Source organism: Microvirgula aerodenitrificans DSM 15089, assembly GCF_000620105.1.
GTDB lineage: Bacteria > Pseudomonadota > Gammaproteobacteria > Burkholderiales > Aquaspirillaceae > Microvirgula > Microvirgula aerodenitrificans.
In genome coordinates this window covers 1-15227 of sequence record NZ_JHVK01000026.1, presented here as the reverse complement: position 1 = coordinate 15227, position 15227 = coordinate 1, and the positions used below count along the sequence as shown (strand labels likewise).

General features: G+C 67.5%; 9 protein-coding genes. 7 read left to right on the top strand and 2 right to left on the bottom strand.

Annotation, left to right across the window (positions count from 1 at the left end):
• Window position 1 precedes the first annotated feature (1 nt).
• Window positions 2-781, bottom strand: a complete 780-nt coding sequence (locus Q352_RS0115760; protein WP_028500169.1) for an enoyl-CoA hydratase-related protein — start codon at window positions 779-781, stop codon at window positions 2-4.
• 133 nt (window positions 782-914) lie between these two features.
• Here Q352_RS0115760 and Q352_RS0115755 point away from each other — a divergent pair, with 133 nt between their 5' ends.
• The 3 genes from Q352_RS0115755 to Q352_RS24190 all read left to right on the top strand — a co-directional run bounded on the left by Q352_RS0115755 (window position 915) and on the right by Q352_RS24190 (window position 3131).
• Complete coding sequence (locus tag Q352_RS0115755) at window positions 915-1589, top strand: sulfite exporter TauE/SafE family protein (protein WP_028500168.1); 675 nt, start codon at window positions 915-917, stop codon at window positions 1587-1589.
• Between the two features lie 67 nt (window positions 1590-1656).
• Window positions 1657-2811 (top strand): UbiH/UbiF family hydroxylase, encoded by a 1155-nt coding sequence (locus tag Q352_RS0115750; protein WP_028500167.1) that lies wholly within the window; start codon window positions 1657-1659, stop codon window positions 2809-2811.
• A gap of 98 nt (window positions 2812-2909) precedes the next feature.
• The gene (locus Q352_RS24190; protein ID WP_276325000.1) at window positions 2910-3131 is read left to right on the top strand and encodes an MGMT family protein; all 222 of its coding nucleotides are present in this window, start codon (window positions 2910-2912) and stop codon (window positions 3129-3131) included.
• A gap of 384 nt (window positions 3132-3515) precedes the next feature.
• Here the strand turns inward: Q352_RS24190 and dinG are convergent, their stop codons facing one another.
• A complete protein-coding gene (gene dinG / locus Q352_RS0115740; RefSeq protein WP_028500166.1) occupies window positions 3516-5648 on the bottom strand; it encodes an ATP-dependent DNA helicase DinG in 2133 nt (710 codons plus the stop codon).
• A 177-nt stretch (window positions 5649-5825) separates the two neighbouring features.
• On the opposite strand from dinG, the gene Q352_RS21520 reads away from it, so the two are divergent.
• The 4 genes from Q352_RS21520 to Q352_RS0115715 all read left to right on the top strand — a co-directional run.
• Entirely contained in the window at window positions 5826-7775 is a 1950-nt protein-coding gene (locus Q352_RS21520; protein ID WP_036386676.1) for an aminotransferase class I/II-fold pyridoxal phosphate-dependent enzyme, read from the top strand.
• Window positions 7776-8078: 303 nt separating this feature from the next.
• Window positions 8079-9308 (top strand): argininosuccinate synthase, encoded by a 1230-nt coding sequence (locus tag Q352_RS0115725; protein WP_036386674.1) that lies wholly within the window; start codon window positions 8079-8081, stop codon window positions 9306-9308.
• A gap of 107 nt (window positions 9309-9415) precedes the next feature.
• Window positions 9416-9649, top strand: a complete 234-nt coding sequence (locus Q352_RS0115720; protein WP_373280124.1) for a DUF2788 domain-containing protein — start codon at window positions 9416-9418, stop codon at window positions 9647-9649.
• Window positions 9650-9819: 170 nt separating this feature from the next.
• Window positions 9820-15227: two-partner secretion domain-containing protein (locus tag Q352_RS0115715; protein WP_028500163.1), on the top strand; the 5408-nt coding region annotated here is incomplete at its 3' end.

The window sequence follows — 15227 nt, the reverse complement described above, 5'->3', positions numbered from 1 at the left end:
ACTACTGCTGCCAGCCCGGGGCACGGCGCTCGAAGAACGCCTGCGCCCCTTCCTGCTGCTCTGCCGAATCGATGCGTGCCCGCGCCGCTGCCAGCTCCGCCTCCATGGCGGCGCGCAGCGCCGGCAGGCGCTCGGCCTGCAGCAGGGTCTTGGCCGCCCTGGCCGCGGCCGGGCCGGTGTGGCTGGCCTGGTCAGCCACCGAAATGGCGACAATCTTGGCAAAGCCGGCATCGACACACTCATCGACCAGACCGATGCGCAGCGCGCGTTCGGCACGCAAGGCTTCACCGGTCAGTGCCATCCGCCGCGCCCAGCCATCGCCGACCAGTTGCGGCAGGCGGCAGGTGCTGCCGCCGCAAGGGGGCAGGCCGAGGCGGCCTTCGGGCAGGCCGAGTTCGATCTGGCGCTCGGCAATGCGCACATCGCAGGCCATGGCCAGCGACAGGCCGCCGCCCAGCGCGTAGCCGTTCAGCGCCGCCAGGGTCAGTCCGTTGAACTGCACCAGCGCCAGTGCCGCGTCGTTCAGTGCCTGCAGCAGGGCCTCGGCCTTGCCATGGCCGGAGCGGGGGGCGTGGAACAGCTCAATGTCCGCACCCGGCGAGAAGAACTGGTCGCCTGCGCCGGTCAGCACCAGCGCCCGGACCTCGGGATCATCATTCAGAATGTCCACCTGCCGGCGCAGCTCGGTCAGGGTGGCGACCGTCAGCGCGTTTACCGGCGGATGGTTCAGCGTCAGGATGGCGGTCCGGCCAAGACGTTCGACAATCAGGTTTTCGTTCATGGTACTTCTTTCACTGTAATGGCCGTGCGGGGAAGTCGTCGCACCGCGCCCACGGCGATTTGCCGACAGGGATGACCGGGGCGGGGGGTACGACGGTTACAATGTCGACATCACTGTTTTTATAGCTATTACCATGCCGGAATACAGCCTGGCCGCATTGTTCCTCGTCGGCCTGCTTGGCGGCGGTCATTGTCTCGGCATGTGCGGCGGTCTGGTGACCGCCCTGTCGCTGCAATTGCCGGCCGCACGTTCGCGAACACCGTTCATCCTGGCCTACAACATCGGCCGTGTCGCCAGTTATACCGCAGTCGGGGCCATCGCCGGCGGCATCGGCGGACTGGGCCTTGCCGCATTGCGGCTGCAGGCGGCGCAACTGGCGCTGTTCGTGCTGGCGCAGGGGCTGATGATCCTGCTCGGCCTGTACCTGGCCGGCGTCTCCGCCTGGATCACCCGGGTGGAAAGCGTCGGTCGCCCGCTGTGGCGGCGCGTGCAGCCGCTGATGAAACGCCTCATTCCGGTGCGTTCCCCGGCTGGCGCGCTCCTTGTTGGTGCATTGTGGGGATGGCTGCCGTGCGGGCTGGTCTACTCGGCCAGCCTGACCGCACTGGCAAGCGGCAGCGTCGCCGGCGGTGCGGCCGGCATGTTCGCCTTCGCACTCGGCACCCTGCCGAATCTGCTGGCGATGGGCGCTTTCGCCGAAGTACTGAAAACCTGGCTGACCCGGCGCTGGGTGCGGGTGGTTGCCGGTTGCAGCGTGATTGCCGTGGCCCTGTGGCAACTGTCTCACGTGGTACGGCAACTGGTGTAGCCACACCCGGTTCGGGCACAATCCCGCTCCGGACTGTTTAATTGATCAAGTGGATCGGCGTCTGAGCATGAATACCCATTTCGACATCCTTATCCTCGGTGGTGGTCTGGTTGGCGCCAGTCTGGCGCTGGCGCTGTCCGGCGGGCGGCAACGCGTCGCACTGCTGGAAACCCGGCCGCCGCAGGTCGACGGGCTCGATCGCGACGACGACTGGGATGCCCGGGTCTATGCGGTCAGCCCGGCCAATCGCCGTTTCCTGCAGCAACTGGAGGCCTGGCCGGCCGACGACCGTGTCGGCATGGTCACCGCCATGGACGTGCGCGGTGACGCCGGCGGCCGCATCCGCTTTGATGCCGCCGAAGTCGGCGGTGAAGCGCTGGCGTGGATCGTCGAGAACCGCTGGCTGCTGGCCGCGATCTGGCGCCGGCTGGCCGACAGCGATGTCGAGCTGCTCGATCCGGCCGAGGCGACGGCCTTCGCCAGCGACGCACGCGGGGCGACACTGACCCTGGCTGGTGGCCGCACGCTCGGCGCACGGCTGGTGATCGGCTGTGACGGCGCCAATTCGTGGCTGCGGCGCGAAGTCGGCATCGGCGCGGCCGTGTCCCCTTACGGACACAGCGGCGTGGTGGCGAACTTCCTGTGCGAACGCGACCATGATGGCGTGGCACACCAGTGGTTCACCGGCGACGGCGTGCTGGCTTACCTGCCGCTGCCGGGACGCCGGATGTCGATGGTGTGGTCGTGCGCGGACCCGGAACGCTTGCTGGCGCTGTCGCCGGATGCCCTGTGCGCGGCGGTGGCGGCACGCGGCGGCCGGCAACTGGGCGAGCTGCAGCTGGTTACGCCGGCAGCCGGCTTCCCGCTGCGACTGATTCGCCCGGAACGGGTGATCGGCGAGCGGGTCGCGTTCGCCGGCGACGCCGCCCATACCGTGCATCCGCTGGCCGGACAGGGGGTCAATCTCGGCTTTGGCGACGTGCAACTGCTGGCGACGCTGCTGCGCGACGCCGACGATCCCGGCGCCTACGGCGTGCTGCGCCGCTATGAACGTGGCCGGATCGAAGCGGTGCGCACCATGCAGTACACCTGTGACGGACTGTTCCGCCTGTTCACCCATCCGCATCCGCTGGTCGGCTGGCTGCGCAATACCGGCCTGTCGCTGACCAATGTGGCCGGACCGGTGAAAAAACGCCTGATCCGCGAAGCGATCGGATTCTGACCATGACCGCGACCGCGTCCCCGATTCAGGCCGCGATCCGCGCGGTAGTGGCCCGGATTCCGCCGGGGCGGGTGTGTACCTATGGCGAAGTGGCGTGACTGGCCGGTTTTCCGCGCCATGCGCGGCTGGTTGGCCGCTCGCTGCACGGGCCGGCCGACGCCGTGCCGTGGTTCCGTGTGATCAATCATCAGGGCCGCATCAGCCCGCGCGGGCTGGATGGCAACGACGACTACCAGCGCATCCTGCTGGAGGACGACGGCGTGAAGTTCGACGCCAGCGGCCGCATCGACCTGAAAGTGTACGGCTGGCACGGCGACTGAACTACGCCTGCCGCCAACTGCCGAAAGCCGTCGGGCGTGTACCGACGCCACTCAAATCGTCTGCGCCCGTCCCGATCGGCAGTCGAACGGACGAGCGCAGCGAGGTTTCCCCGCGGCGGCGGGGACGGAAGGGGGCGGGGTGAAACAGGGGACTGCCGTGCCCGCACCGTGTTGCAGTCAGTCGGGCAGGCACCGACGCCACTCAAGTCGTTTGCGCCCGCCCCGATCGGCAGTCGAACGGACGAGCGCAGCGAGGTTTCCCCGCGGCGGCGGGGACGGAAGGGGTCGGGGTGAAACAGGGGACTGCCGTGCCCGCACCGTGTTCCAGTCAGTCGGGCAGGCACCGACGCCACTCAAGTCGTTTGCGCCCGCCCCGATCGGCAGTCAAATGCGCCGGAACGGCGGCAGCGCGGCGAGGATCTTCTTGCCGTAGGCGGCCGTCTTCAGCCGGGTGTCGAGAATGCTGACCCGGCCATAGTCGCTCTCGGTACGGATCAGACGACCGACCGCCTGGATCAGCTTGACCGACGCCTCCGGTACCGACAGCTCGATAAACGGATTGCCGCCCTGGCTTTCAATCCACTTTGACAGCGTCAGCCCGACCGGATCATCCGGCATGGCGAACGGCAGCTTGGCGATAATCACGTGTACACAGGCCTCGCCCGGCAGGTCCAGCCCCTCGGCGAACGAGTCCAGCCCGAAAATCAGGCTGGCGCGACCGTCGGCGACCGCTTCCAGATGGCGGGCCAGCAGCTTGGACTTCGGCAGCGTACCCTGCACCAGCACGCGCTCGGCGAACTCCGGCGGCAGACGGTCGGCTACTTCCTCCATCTGCCGGCGCGACGAAAACAGCATCAGCGTGCCGTTCGGCTGCGACAGGTCGACCAGTCGCGGCAGCCATTTGACGATTTCGGCGGTATGGCCGGCGGCGTCCTTCGGGCTGGCCGCCAGCGGCGGCAGATACAACTCGCCCTGGTGGGCAAAATCGAACGGCGAGTCCAGCGCCAGCGTGCTGGTTTCCGGCAGCCAGACCAGGCCGGTCTGGCGCAGCAGCAGGTCGAAGCTGTTCAGAGAACGCAGCGTGGCCGAAGTCAGCACCGCACCGGCCGCCTTGCGCCACAGCGTGCTGGCCAGGCTGCCGGCGGCCGACACCGGCGAGGCCGACACCCGGTAATCGCGGCGGTTACCGACTGCGCGTGCGGTAATCCAGCGCGCGATCGGCGGCGCCTTGTCCTCGGGCTCGGTGACAAACAGCGTCCACACTGCCGCGAATGGTTCGGCGCGGGAAATGAAGAAGCCCAGTTCGCTGGACAGGCGGTCGATCAGCAGCATGTCGCCGCCGGACTTGTCCTTGCGCGCTTCGGCCAGCGCGTCGGACAGCTGTTCGAGCTGCTTTTCCAGCGCGGCGCTGGTCAGTTGCAGGTTGGCGGCCAGCTGGTCGACGCCCTCGGGCAGCGGGCCGGCCGGCAGCAGCCAGGTCGGTTCGTCGTCGCCGTCGTTGCCGGACAGCGCCTCGATGCCGTCGAGCACGGCGATGAACTGGGTCAAGTGCTCGATACTGGCCGCCGCCGAATCGATCAGCAGATCGACCAGTTCGTGCTTGTCGAGCAGCGTGTCGGCGTGGCTGGCGAGCGTCGCCACCTTGTCCAGCCAGCCCAGGGTCGGGCCACTCTGGAAGTCGGCGGCAAACTGGTTGACCGCCTTTTTCGACAGATGGTGCGCCTCGTCGATGCAATAGAAGCTCTGTTCCGGCGCCGGCAGAATCACGCCACCGCCCATCGCACAGTCGGCCAGCAGCAGGTCGTGGTTGGTGACCACCACGTCGACGTTCTCCAGCGCATCGCGGGCAATGTAGAACGGGCATTCCGGCCGGTTCGGGCAGGCCGCCTTCAGGCAGCCGTGGCGGTCATTGGTGACCCGCAGCCACAGCGCATCGTCGATCATTTCCGGGTAATCGTCGCGATCCCCGTTCCATGTCTTGTAGTAGAACGCGTCGGCCAGCGCCTTGATTGCCGCCAGCTCGGCAGCCTCCGGCTTGCGCTCCCACAGTGCGGCGGCCGGATCAGGCGCCAGCAACTCGCCCTGGGTCGAATCGGCGGTCAGCTGGAACAGGCGGTAAGGACACGCATAGCGGCCACGCCCCTTGGCCAGCGCATAGGTCAGCGGCAGCTCGCTGTGCTCGACCACGAACGGCAGGTCGCGATTGACCAGCTGCTCCTGCAGCGCCACCGTCGCCGAACTGACAATCAGCTTCTTGGCGCGGTTCTTGGCCATCACGCCGCCGGCGATCAGATAGGCCACACTCTTGCCGACCCCGGTTGGTCCCTCGACCGCCAGAATGCTTTCGCCTTCCCGCTCCGGCAGTTCATCGCCGTCGCGCTCCTTGCAGCGGGACAGGGCATTGGCGATTTCCGCAATCATCCGCCGCTGCGACGGCCGCGGCTTGAAGCCGGGCAGCGCGGTGGCCAGCGTCTGGTAGTGATGGCGGATGGCGTCTTTTTCGAGATCGGTCAGCATGCGCACATTTTACAGACTGCGGGCGGCTTGGGGCGGCGCGATCGACGCCGGGCGACCGGGCGCGATCATTGCATCGCAGCATGACGTGTGTGCATACCGTGCGTAGGATTAGCTAGCGAATCGGCGGAAATTCATTCCGCCAGACAGAACAACAAAATCACGCTCTGCGAGGACACAATGAACAAACCTGGCTGCAAGGTCCTGGTGGTCGGCCGCGATGCGGTGTGGCTGCGCGAGGCGATCAAGGGCTTGAACCACAATGCGCATCAGGAAAGCGGTGCGTTCGGGCTGAGCTTCGTACCGGCGGCGTCGGCGGCCGACGCGCAGGTGGCCGTGCGGGACGACGGCAGCATCCAGATCGTGCTGATCGACAGCCAGGATCTGGACCAGCCGCTGCTGCCGTTCGTCGACTGGCTTGGCGACTTCCGGCCGGAACTGTCGCTGTACGTGCTGCTGGGGCGGGGCGAGGAGCGGGCGCAGGTGGCCAATCTGCTGGGCGAAACCCTGTCCGGCTATTTCATGCGCGACGAGCAGGACTGGGCCGGCTGGCGCCATATCCTGCAGGCGGAAATCGCCGAGAAGGCGGCAACGCCGTTCTTCGATGCCCTGAAGCGCTACGTTGAACTGGCCAAGGACTCGTGGCACACGCCGGGCCATTCCGGTGGCGACTCGCTGCGCGGCAGCCCGTGGGTCGGCGACTTTTACCAGTTTCTTGGCGAGAACACCCTGCGCGCCGACCTGTCGGTCTCGGTGCCGATGCTGGACTCGCTGCTGCACCCGGCCGGGGTGATCAACGATGCCCAGGCACTGGCCGCCCGGGCCTTCGGTGCCCGTCGCACCTATTTCGCCACCAATGGCAGCTCGACGGCCAACAAGGTCATCCTGCAGACCCTGCTGGCGCCGGGCGATACCCTGCTGCTGGACCGCAACTGTCACAAATCGGTCCATCACGCGACCATCCTGTCCGGCGCGCGCCCGGTCTACCTCGAATCGACCCTGAATCGCCGCTACGGCCTGTTCGGTCCGGTGCCGAAGCAGACCATCCTCGATGCGCTGGCCGCCCACCCGTCCGCACGGGTGCTGATCCTGACCAGCTCGACCTATGACGGCCTGTGCTACGACCTGGCGCCGATCATCGCCGCCGCACACGAATGCGGGGTCAAGGTGGTGGTCGACGAGGCGTGGTACGGCTTTGCCCGCTTCCATCCGGCCATGCGGCCGACCGCGCTCGAATGCGGGGCCGACTACGTGACCCAGTCGACGCACAAGGTACTGTCGGCGCTGTCGCAGGCGAGCATGATCCACGTGAACGACCCGGCGTTCGACGCCCACCTGTTCCGCGAGAACTTCAACATGCACGCGTCGACCAGCCCGCAGTACTCGATCATCGCCAGCCTGGACGTGGCGCGAAAGCAGGCGATGATGGAAGGCTACACCCTGATCGACCGTGCGCTCGGCATCGCTCGCGAACTGCGCGAACTCATTGCCGGGACCGGCGTGTTTCGCGTACTGGAACTCGACGACCTGCTGCCGGCCGAACTGGCGAGCGACGCCATCCGTCTCGACCCGACCAAGCTGACCATCGACATCAGCGACTCGGGCTATTCCGGCGCCGAACTGCGCGACATCCTGCTCGAACGCTTCAATATCCAGGTCGAGAAAACCACCTTCAACACCCTGACACTGCTGGTCACCATCGGCACTACCCGCAGCAAGGCGTCGCGGCTGCTCGATGCACTGATGCGGGTCGCGCGCGACAAGCGCACCCCGCGGCGGCCGCCACAGCTGCCGGCGCTGCCGGGTCTGGGCCGGCTGGTCTGCCTGCCGCGTGATGCGTTCTACGAGGCCGGCGAAATGCTGCCGCTGCTTGATGACGACGGCCGGCCCAACGTCGAACTCGCCGGACGCGTCGCCTGTGATCAGGTGACGCCATATCCGCCGGGCATTCCGGTATGGACGCCGGGGCAGCAGATCAGCGACGAGGCCGTGTCCTATCTGGGGCGCGTGACGCGGATGCAGAAGGATCTGGAGTTGCACGGGGTCGAGCAGGACGGCGACGGCTATTACGTGCGGGTATTGCGGCTTGAAGATGAGCAAATGCTTAAATTTGACCGGAATGCAAGATAGCGCTTGCATCTGTGTCGCAATTCCGTAAAAATCATCGACAGACCTTGGCTGACGTCCAGCGGCACGGACCCGGCTCCACGATCGAATTTCAGGGATGAACCAGATGCTTGACGCTTTCCACCAACTTGATGCGCTGCGACGTAGCCGCGCGGACGGCGCACGACGAGTGCGCCGCGTCCGCGGCTATCTGCATGCGTCGTTGGTGGGCGAGGGCTAGAGGCTCAGCGTTCATCTCAACCCCAAAACGGGCGGCGCTTATTCATTTAAGCGCCGCCCTTTTTTTATCCGGACGGGAAAATAGAAATGCACCACGATGTAAAGAAAGTTGTACTCGCCTATTCAGGCGGCCTGGACACCTCGGTCATTCTCAAATGGCTGCAGGACACCTACCAGTGTGAGGTGGTGACCTTCACCGCCGATATCGGCCAGGGCGAGGAAGTGGAACCGGCGCGCAAGAAAGCCATTGCGCTCGGCATCAATCCCGACAACATCTTCATCGACGATCTGCGCGAAGAATTCGTCCGCGACTTCGTGTTCCCGATGTTCCGCGCCAATGCAGTTTATGAAGGCGAGTACCTGCTCGGCACCTCGATCGCCCGTCCGCTGATCGCCAAGCGCCAGATCGAGATCGCCAACCAGGTTGGCGCCGATGCCGTCAGCCATGGCGCAACCGGCAAGGGCAACGACCAGGTGCGTTTCGAACTCGGCTACTACGCACTGAAGCCGGACGTGACCGTCATCGCTCCGTGGCGCGAATGGGACCTGCTGTCGCGTGAAAAACTGCTGGCCTATGCCGAGAAGCACGGCATCGACATCAGCAAGAAAAAGAACGGCGGCAGCCCGTACTCGATGGATGCGAACCTGCTGCACATCTCCTACGAAGGCACCGTGCTGGAAGATCCGGCCCAGGAGCCGGAAGAAGACATGTGGCTGTGGACCTGCTCGCCGGAACAGGCACCGGATGAAGCCGAATACATCGAGCTGGAATACAAGGGAGGCGATATCGTCGCCATCAACGGCACGGCCCTGAGCCCGGCTGCAGTGCTGACCAAGCTGAACCAGCTTGGCGGCAAGCACGGCATCGGCCGCCTCGACATCGTCGAGAACCGTTATGTCGGCATGAAATCGCGCGGCTGCTACGAAACCCCGGGGGGCACCATCATGCTGAAGGCGCACCGCGCGATCGAATCGATCACGCTGGACCGCGAAGTCGCCCACCTGAAGGACGAACTGATGCCGAAGTACGCCAGCATGCTGTACACCGGCTACTGGTGGAGCCCGGAACGCAGGATGATGCAGGCGATGATCGACGCATCGCAATCGACCGTGAACGGCTGGGTGCGGCTGAAGCTGTACAAGGGCAACGTGATCGTGGTCGGCCGCGAATCGAAGACCGACAGCCTGTTCGATCCGACCATTGCCACCTTCGACGAAGATGGCGGCGCCTACAACCACGCCGATGCAGCCGGCTTCATCAAGCTGAACGCCCTGCGGATGCGGATTGCCGCCAATGCCAGGGTCAAGCGTGGCTGAGACAGTCTGAGGTAAAAAACGCGAGGCGCTGTCCTCGCGTTTTTTTGCTATCAGGTTGCGGCACGTCAACCGATATAATCGGCTGATCTGCTAAAGGGGAGTGTTACATGGATTTCAGCAAGTGGGATCTGAGCAATCTGAGCGAAGAACAATTCACCAACATCTCGATGGTCGTGCTGCTTGGCGGCCTGATCGTCTTCATGGCTTTCATCATCCTTGATCTGGGACGCAAGTCCGGCGCCGGCAAGTTCGGTACTTTCGTGCTGTTCCTGGCGCTGTTCGCCGGCGTGATCGGTTTCGTGTTCAAGAACCTGCTGGTCGAGTTCCTGATCCTGAAGTAACCGTTGACCGAAGAGGGCTGGGGCACTGAACCCGGCTTTTTCTGTCTCTCTTCACAGTAAAAACCAGCAAATAATCAGCGGCTTCCCGTTTCAACTCGGGAATCCGGCAGATGGCATGCGCGCCTGTGCCGCGTAGCGTGACGGAGTCCAATCCGTCCCGCGCCGTCACCATGCCCCTCGTCCGCCGCTGCGTGCCGTCCCTGCTGCTTCCGCTGCTGTTCCTGCTGGCTGCCGGTGCCGGCGCGGACGGCATCGTCGCTGATCCGGGGGCCGCGAGCACGCAGCAGCCGGTGGTGCAGCGCACCGCCAGCGGCCTGCCGCAGGTCGACATCCAGACCCCCAACGCCGCAGGCGTTTCGCACAACCATTACCGCCAGTTCGACGTCGGCCCGCGCGGCGCCATCCTCAACAACGCCCGCCACGACGTGCAGACCGAGCTTGGCGGCTGGGTGCGCAGCAATCCGGCCCTGGCCAACGGCAGTGCCCGGCTGATCATCAACGAGGTCAACAGCAGCCAGCCCAGCCTGCTGCGCGGCCTGCTGGAAGTGGCCGGTCCTCGCGCCGACGTCATCGTCGCCAACCCGTCCGGCATCACCTGCGCCGGCTGCGGTTTCATCAATGCCGACCGCAGCACGCTGAGCACCGGCCGGCCGCAGCCCGGCCCGCAGGGCAATCTGGACAGCTTTCGCGTCAGCAATGGCACGGTGCGCATCGAGGGCGCCGGGCTGTATGCCGGCTTGAGCAGCCACACCGCGATCTTTGCCCGTGCGGTCGAAATCAACGCCGGGCTGTGGGCCAGACACCTGCGGGTGGTGACCGGCGCCAACCGCATCAGCGCCGACGGCGACAGCGTGAGCCCCGAGGCCGCCGACGCGGCCACCCGGCCGCAGTTCGCGCTGGATTCGGCCCTGCTCGGCGGCATGTATGCCGGCAAGATCTTCCTGACCGGCACCGAGCACGGCGTCGGCGTCAACCTCGGCGGCAAGGTTACCGCCGGCGACGGCGGACTGGTGCTGCATGCCGACGGCCGGCTGGAAGTCAGCGGCACGGTGCACAGCGAGGGCAGCGCCCGGCTGACGGCACATGCGCTGCACCAGCGTGGCACGCTGAGTGCCGGTGGCGAACTGAGCGTGCATGCCGGGCGACAGCAGCACAGCGGCCAGCTCAGCGCCCGCCATGTCCACCTCCACAGCGAGGGGGCCTTGCAGGCGAGCGGCACGCTGAGCGCGAGCGATTCGCTGACACTCGGTGCCGCCAGCGTCGACCTCGACGACAGCACGCTGAAGGCCGCGACCATCACGCTGGACAGTGACGGCCCGCTGAGCCTGCGCCGGGCAAAGCTGACCGCCGGCGGGCGGCTGGCCTTTGCCACCCCGGGCCAGATGGTCAGCGACGGGGCGGTGGTCAAGGCCGGGCAGATGACACTGCGGGCGGGGTCGCTGTCGGCGCCCGACAGCAAGTGGTCCAGCCGGGGTGCGCTGACGCTGAATGTCGACGGTGACGTCACCCATCGCGGCCAGTGGCAGGCCGACGGCGAGGCCGCACTGCATGTCGGCGGGCATCTGTACAACCACGGCAAACTGCTCGCGGTGGGCGCCCTGACACTGCGCGCTGCCGCCCTCGACAACGCCGCCACCGGCGAGATCCGCGCCGGCGAGACCCGGCTGCACATCGCCGGCCGCTTGCACAACCTGGGCCTGATCGATGGCGACCGGCTGGCGATCGCCAGCGCGTCCGTGCTCAACGAAGAGGGAGGCACCCTCGCCGCGAGCGAACAGCTGGACGTCGGCACCGCGTCGCTGCTGAACCGGGAACGGGGACTGCTGTTCAGTGCCGGCGGGCTGGCGATCGGCGGCACGCTGGACGCGCAAGGCCGCGCCAGCGGCCGGGCGCAGACGCTGGTCAACCGCAGCAGCACCATCGAGGCGCTCGGCGATCTGCAGATCGCGGCGGCGCAGATCCGCAATGACAACGATCACTTCGCCAGCGAGGTGGTGCCGGTCAGCGAGGAGGCCATCACCGAATTCCAGCCGTATGGCTCGCCAGACCGCTACCGGCGTGAGCGGCCCGGCATCGAGAACTTCAAAGACGAAGTGATGCGGCTGCGCACGCCGGAAGGCAAGACCGACCGCTACACCCAGTACAGCTATACCCGGCGGACCTACGCAAGCCGGATCACCACGTCGGCCCCCGGCCGGATCCTGGCCGGGGGCCGGATATGGCTGGAGGCGGACCGGCTGGTCAACGACAAGAGCCACATCCTCGCCGGCGGCCTGCTGGACGGCCCCATTGGCAAGCTGGACAACCTCGACGCGACCGGCACCCGGATCGTCCGCGACGATGGCGTCGCCGACAGCTACTGGCGCATCAAGCGGACCCCCAGCCTGCTGGAAAAGCACAAGAAGGACTGGCAGGGCTACGCGTCGCGGCCGTACACACCGCAGACCGAGCAGACGATCGGCCTCGGCGTGGTCGACTATCGCGGCCACAGCCAGCCGGTGGGCAGCGGCACGCAACTGAAGCCACGGCCGGGGAAGAAGGCGTGGACCGAGGTGGAGCGCCCGGACAGCGTGGTCCGTACCGGCGGACTGGAGCTGGAGCAGGATGACAGCCGCCTGTTCCGCCCGGCACAGGAACCGGACCGTTACGTGGTCGAAACCGACCCGCGCTATACCGACCGCCGGCGCTGGCTGTCGTCGGATGCGCAACTGGCCCAGTTGCAGGTCGACCCGCGCCATGTCCAGCGCCGGCTGGGTGACGGCTTTCATGAACAGCGGCTGGTGCGCGAACAGGTCATGGCGCTGACCGGTCGGCGCTTCCTCGGCCAGCATCGCAACGACGAGGCGCAGTACCGGGCACTGCTGGACAGCGGCGTGACCCAGGCGCGGGCGTGGCAACTGGTGCCCGGCGTGGCGCTGAGCGCCGCACAGATGGCACAACTGACCAGCGACATGGTGTGGCTGGTCGAGCACGACATCCGGCAGGCGGACGGCAGCACGACCCGGGCACTGGTGCCGCAACTGTACGTGCAGGTCCGGCCCGGCGACCTTGACGGCAGCGGTGCGCTGCTGTCGGCCGACCGGATCGGGCTCAAGATCGACGGCACGCTGTACAGCAGCGGCAAGCTTGCCGGCCGCGAACTGGCGCTGCGCGCCGGCCAGATCCGGCTGGCCGGTGGCCGGATCAGCGGCGATGAGCTCGACCTCCGCGCCACGGGCGATATCGGGCTGTACGGCACCGCCGTCGACGGCGCATCCCGGCTCGACATGCAGGCCGGGCGCGACCTGACCGTCAGCACCACCACCCGGCACACGGCGCATGCCCAGGGCAGCAGCACCCATGTTGACCAGGTGGCGCGGCTGACCCTGCGCGGGGACGATGGCCGGCTGACCCTGCGCGCCGGGCGTGACCTGCAGGTCATGGGGGCAGAACTCGACAGCCGGGGTCAGACCGGCGTGCACGCCGGTCGTGACCTGAGCCTGGGCAGCGTCGCCACCGGCAGCACGCACCTGACGCAATGGAGTAACAGCAACTGGCGCCACGACGCCCGGCGCGACGACGTCGGCAGCCGGCTCCAGAGCCGCAGCGACCAGGTACTGAGCGCCGGCCGCGACCTGCATACCCGCGCGGTGCAGGCGCGCAGCGAACACGGCGACCTGGCCGCCGTGGCCGGCCGCGACCTGCGCCTGATCGGCGGCGAGGCCTGGCAGCATGTCGACCAGCTGCTGCAGGTACAGCACCGCGGTCAGCTGAGCAGCACGCTGGAGACCACCCGCGACACACTGGACCAGCAGCAGATCCGGGCCAGCACCCTCAGCGGCGAGCGGCTGCAGCTGCAGGCCGGCCGGGACCTTGAACTGAGCGCCAGCCAGGCAGCGTCGACACAGGACACCCGGCTGCAGGCCGGCCGTGACCTGGCGCTCAGCGCCGGGTACAGCCGGCACACGCTTGACCACTACCGGCAACAACTGACCAGCGGGGTGTTCCGGGGCGGCAGCATCGGCTTCACTGCCGGGGAGCAGGAACAGCGGCACCGGCAGCGGGAGGAGGGGGAACGTGCCGTGGCCAGCCTGGTCGGTGCCACCGACGGCGGGGTGACCCTGTCCGCCGGCCGTGACTACCGGCAGACCGGCAGCCAGGTGCTGGCGCCCCGCGGCGACATCGGACTCGATGCGCAGCGGATCACACTGGGCGAAGCCCGCGAGCGCAGCGAACAGCGCAACGACACCACCTTCCGCCAGTCGGGTCTGTCACTGCGGGTCAGCAGCCCGGTGATCACCGCTTACGAAACCGCCCGCCAGCTGCAGCAGGCCTCGGCCGACAGCGACGACCCGCGCCTGAAACTGCTGGCCGGCGCCGGCGGCGCCCTGGCCGGCAAAAACCTGTACGACGCGCTGAAGGCCAATCCGAAGGGGGGCGGCATCACCGTCAGCCTGACCGTGGGCAACAGCCGCAACGAGCAGCGACAGCAACGACACGGCGAACAGGCCCGGGGCGCCCAACTGGTGGCCGGCGGCGACGCCAGCCTCCGTGCCCATGGTGCGGGCGAGGACAGCGGAATCCGGCTGCGCGGCAGCGAGATCCGCGCCGGTGGCGGCCTGAGCCTGAGCGCGGACGGCGCCCTCACCGTCGAAGCGGCCCGGCACTGGCAGCAACAGCGCCGCCGACAGCACGGCAGCCAGGGCGGATTCGGCCTCGCCGCCAGCTACGGCGGGGGCCAGGGCAAGGGAGCGGCGGTCGGCTTCCATCTCCGCGGCGGTCTCTCGCAGGGTCGAAGCGAGGGCGACGACGTGGAACAGCTGCCCGGCCGGCTGGCGGCCGGCGGGACGCTGACGCTGAACGCCGGTGGCGACATCACGCTGCGCGGCGCCGAAGGGCGCGGTCGGCGGATCGAACTCCGGACCGGGGGCGGCCTGAGCCTGGAAAGCCTGCAGGACCGGCACGACTTCAGCCAGCGAGACATGTCGCTGAACGCCAGCGGGACCTACGGCTATGGCTACTCGGTCAGCGCTGACGCCAGCCTGCAGCAGATCGACAGCGACTACCTCAGCGTGCGCGAACAGACGGCACTGCGCGCCGGTGACGGCGGCTTCGACCTTGACGTGGCCGGGACGACCACGCTGAAGGGTGCGGTGATCGACAGCACGGCGGCCGCGACGCAGAACCGGCTGCGGACCGGCTCGCTGAACCACAGCGCCCTGATCAACCGTGCGGCCTACCGTGCCAGCAGCTTCAGTGCCGGCGGCGGCTACAGCGGAGGCGGGGGAGGGACGGGGACCCCGCAACAGGACACCCCGCAGGGCGACGCCCCTGCCGGCGACAAGCAGCCCGGCGACCCCCAAACCCGCAGCCCGCTGCAGGGCGGCGGGGTCAGTATCGCCCCACCGGGCGCGATGGCGGCCAGCGACAGCGCGAGCAGCGTGACGCGCAGCGCGATGGCGCCCGGCACGCTGGAAGTGGCCGACAGCAGCCCGGCCCAGACCGCTGCCCTGGCCAGCCTGAGCCGGGATACCCGCGCCACCGGCAACGCCCTGAAACCGATCTTCGACCAGAAGCAGATCGAAGCCGGCTTCGCCAT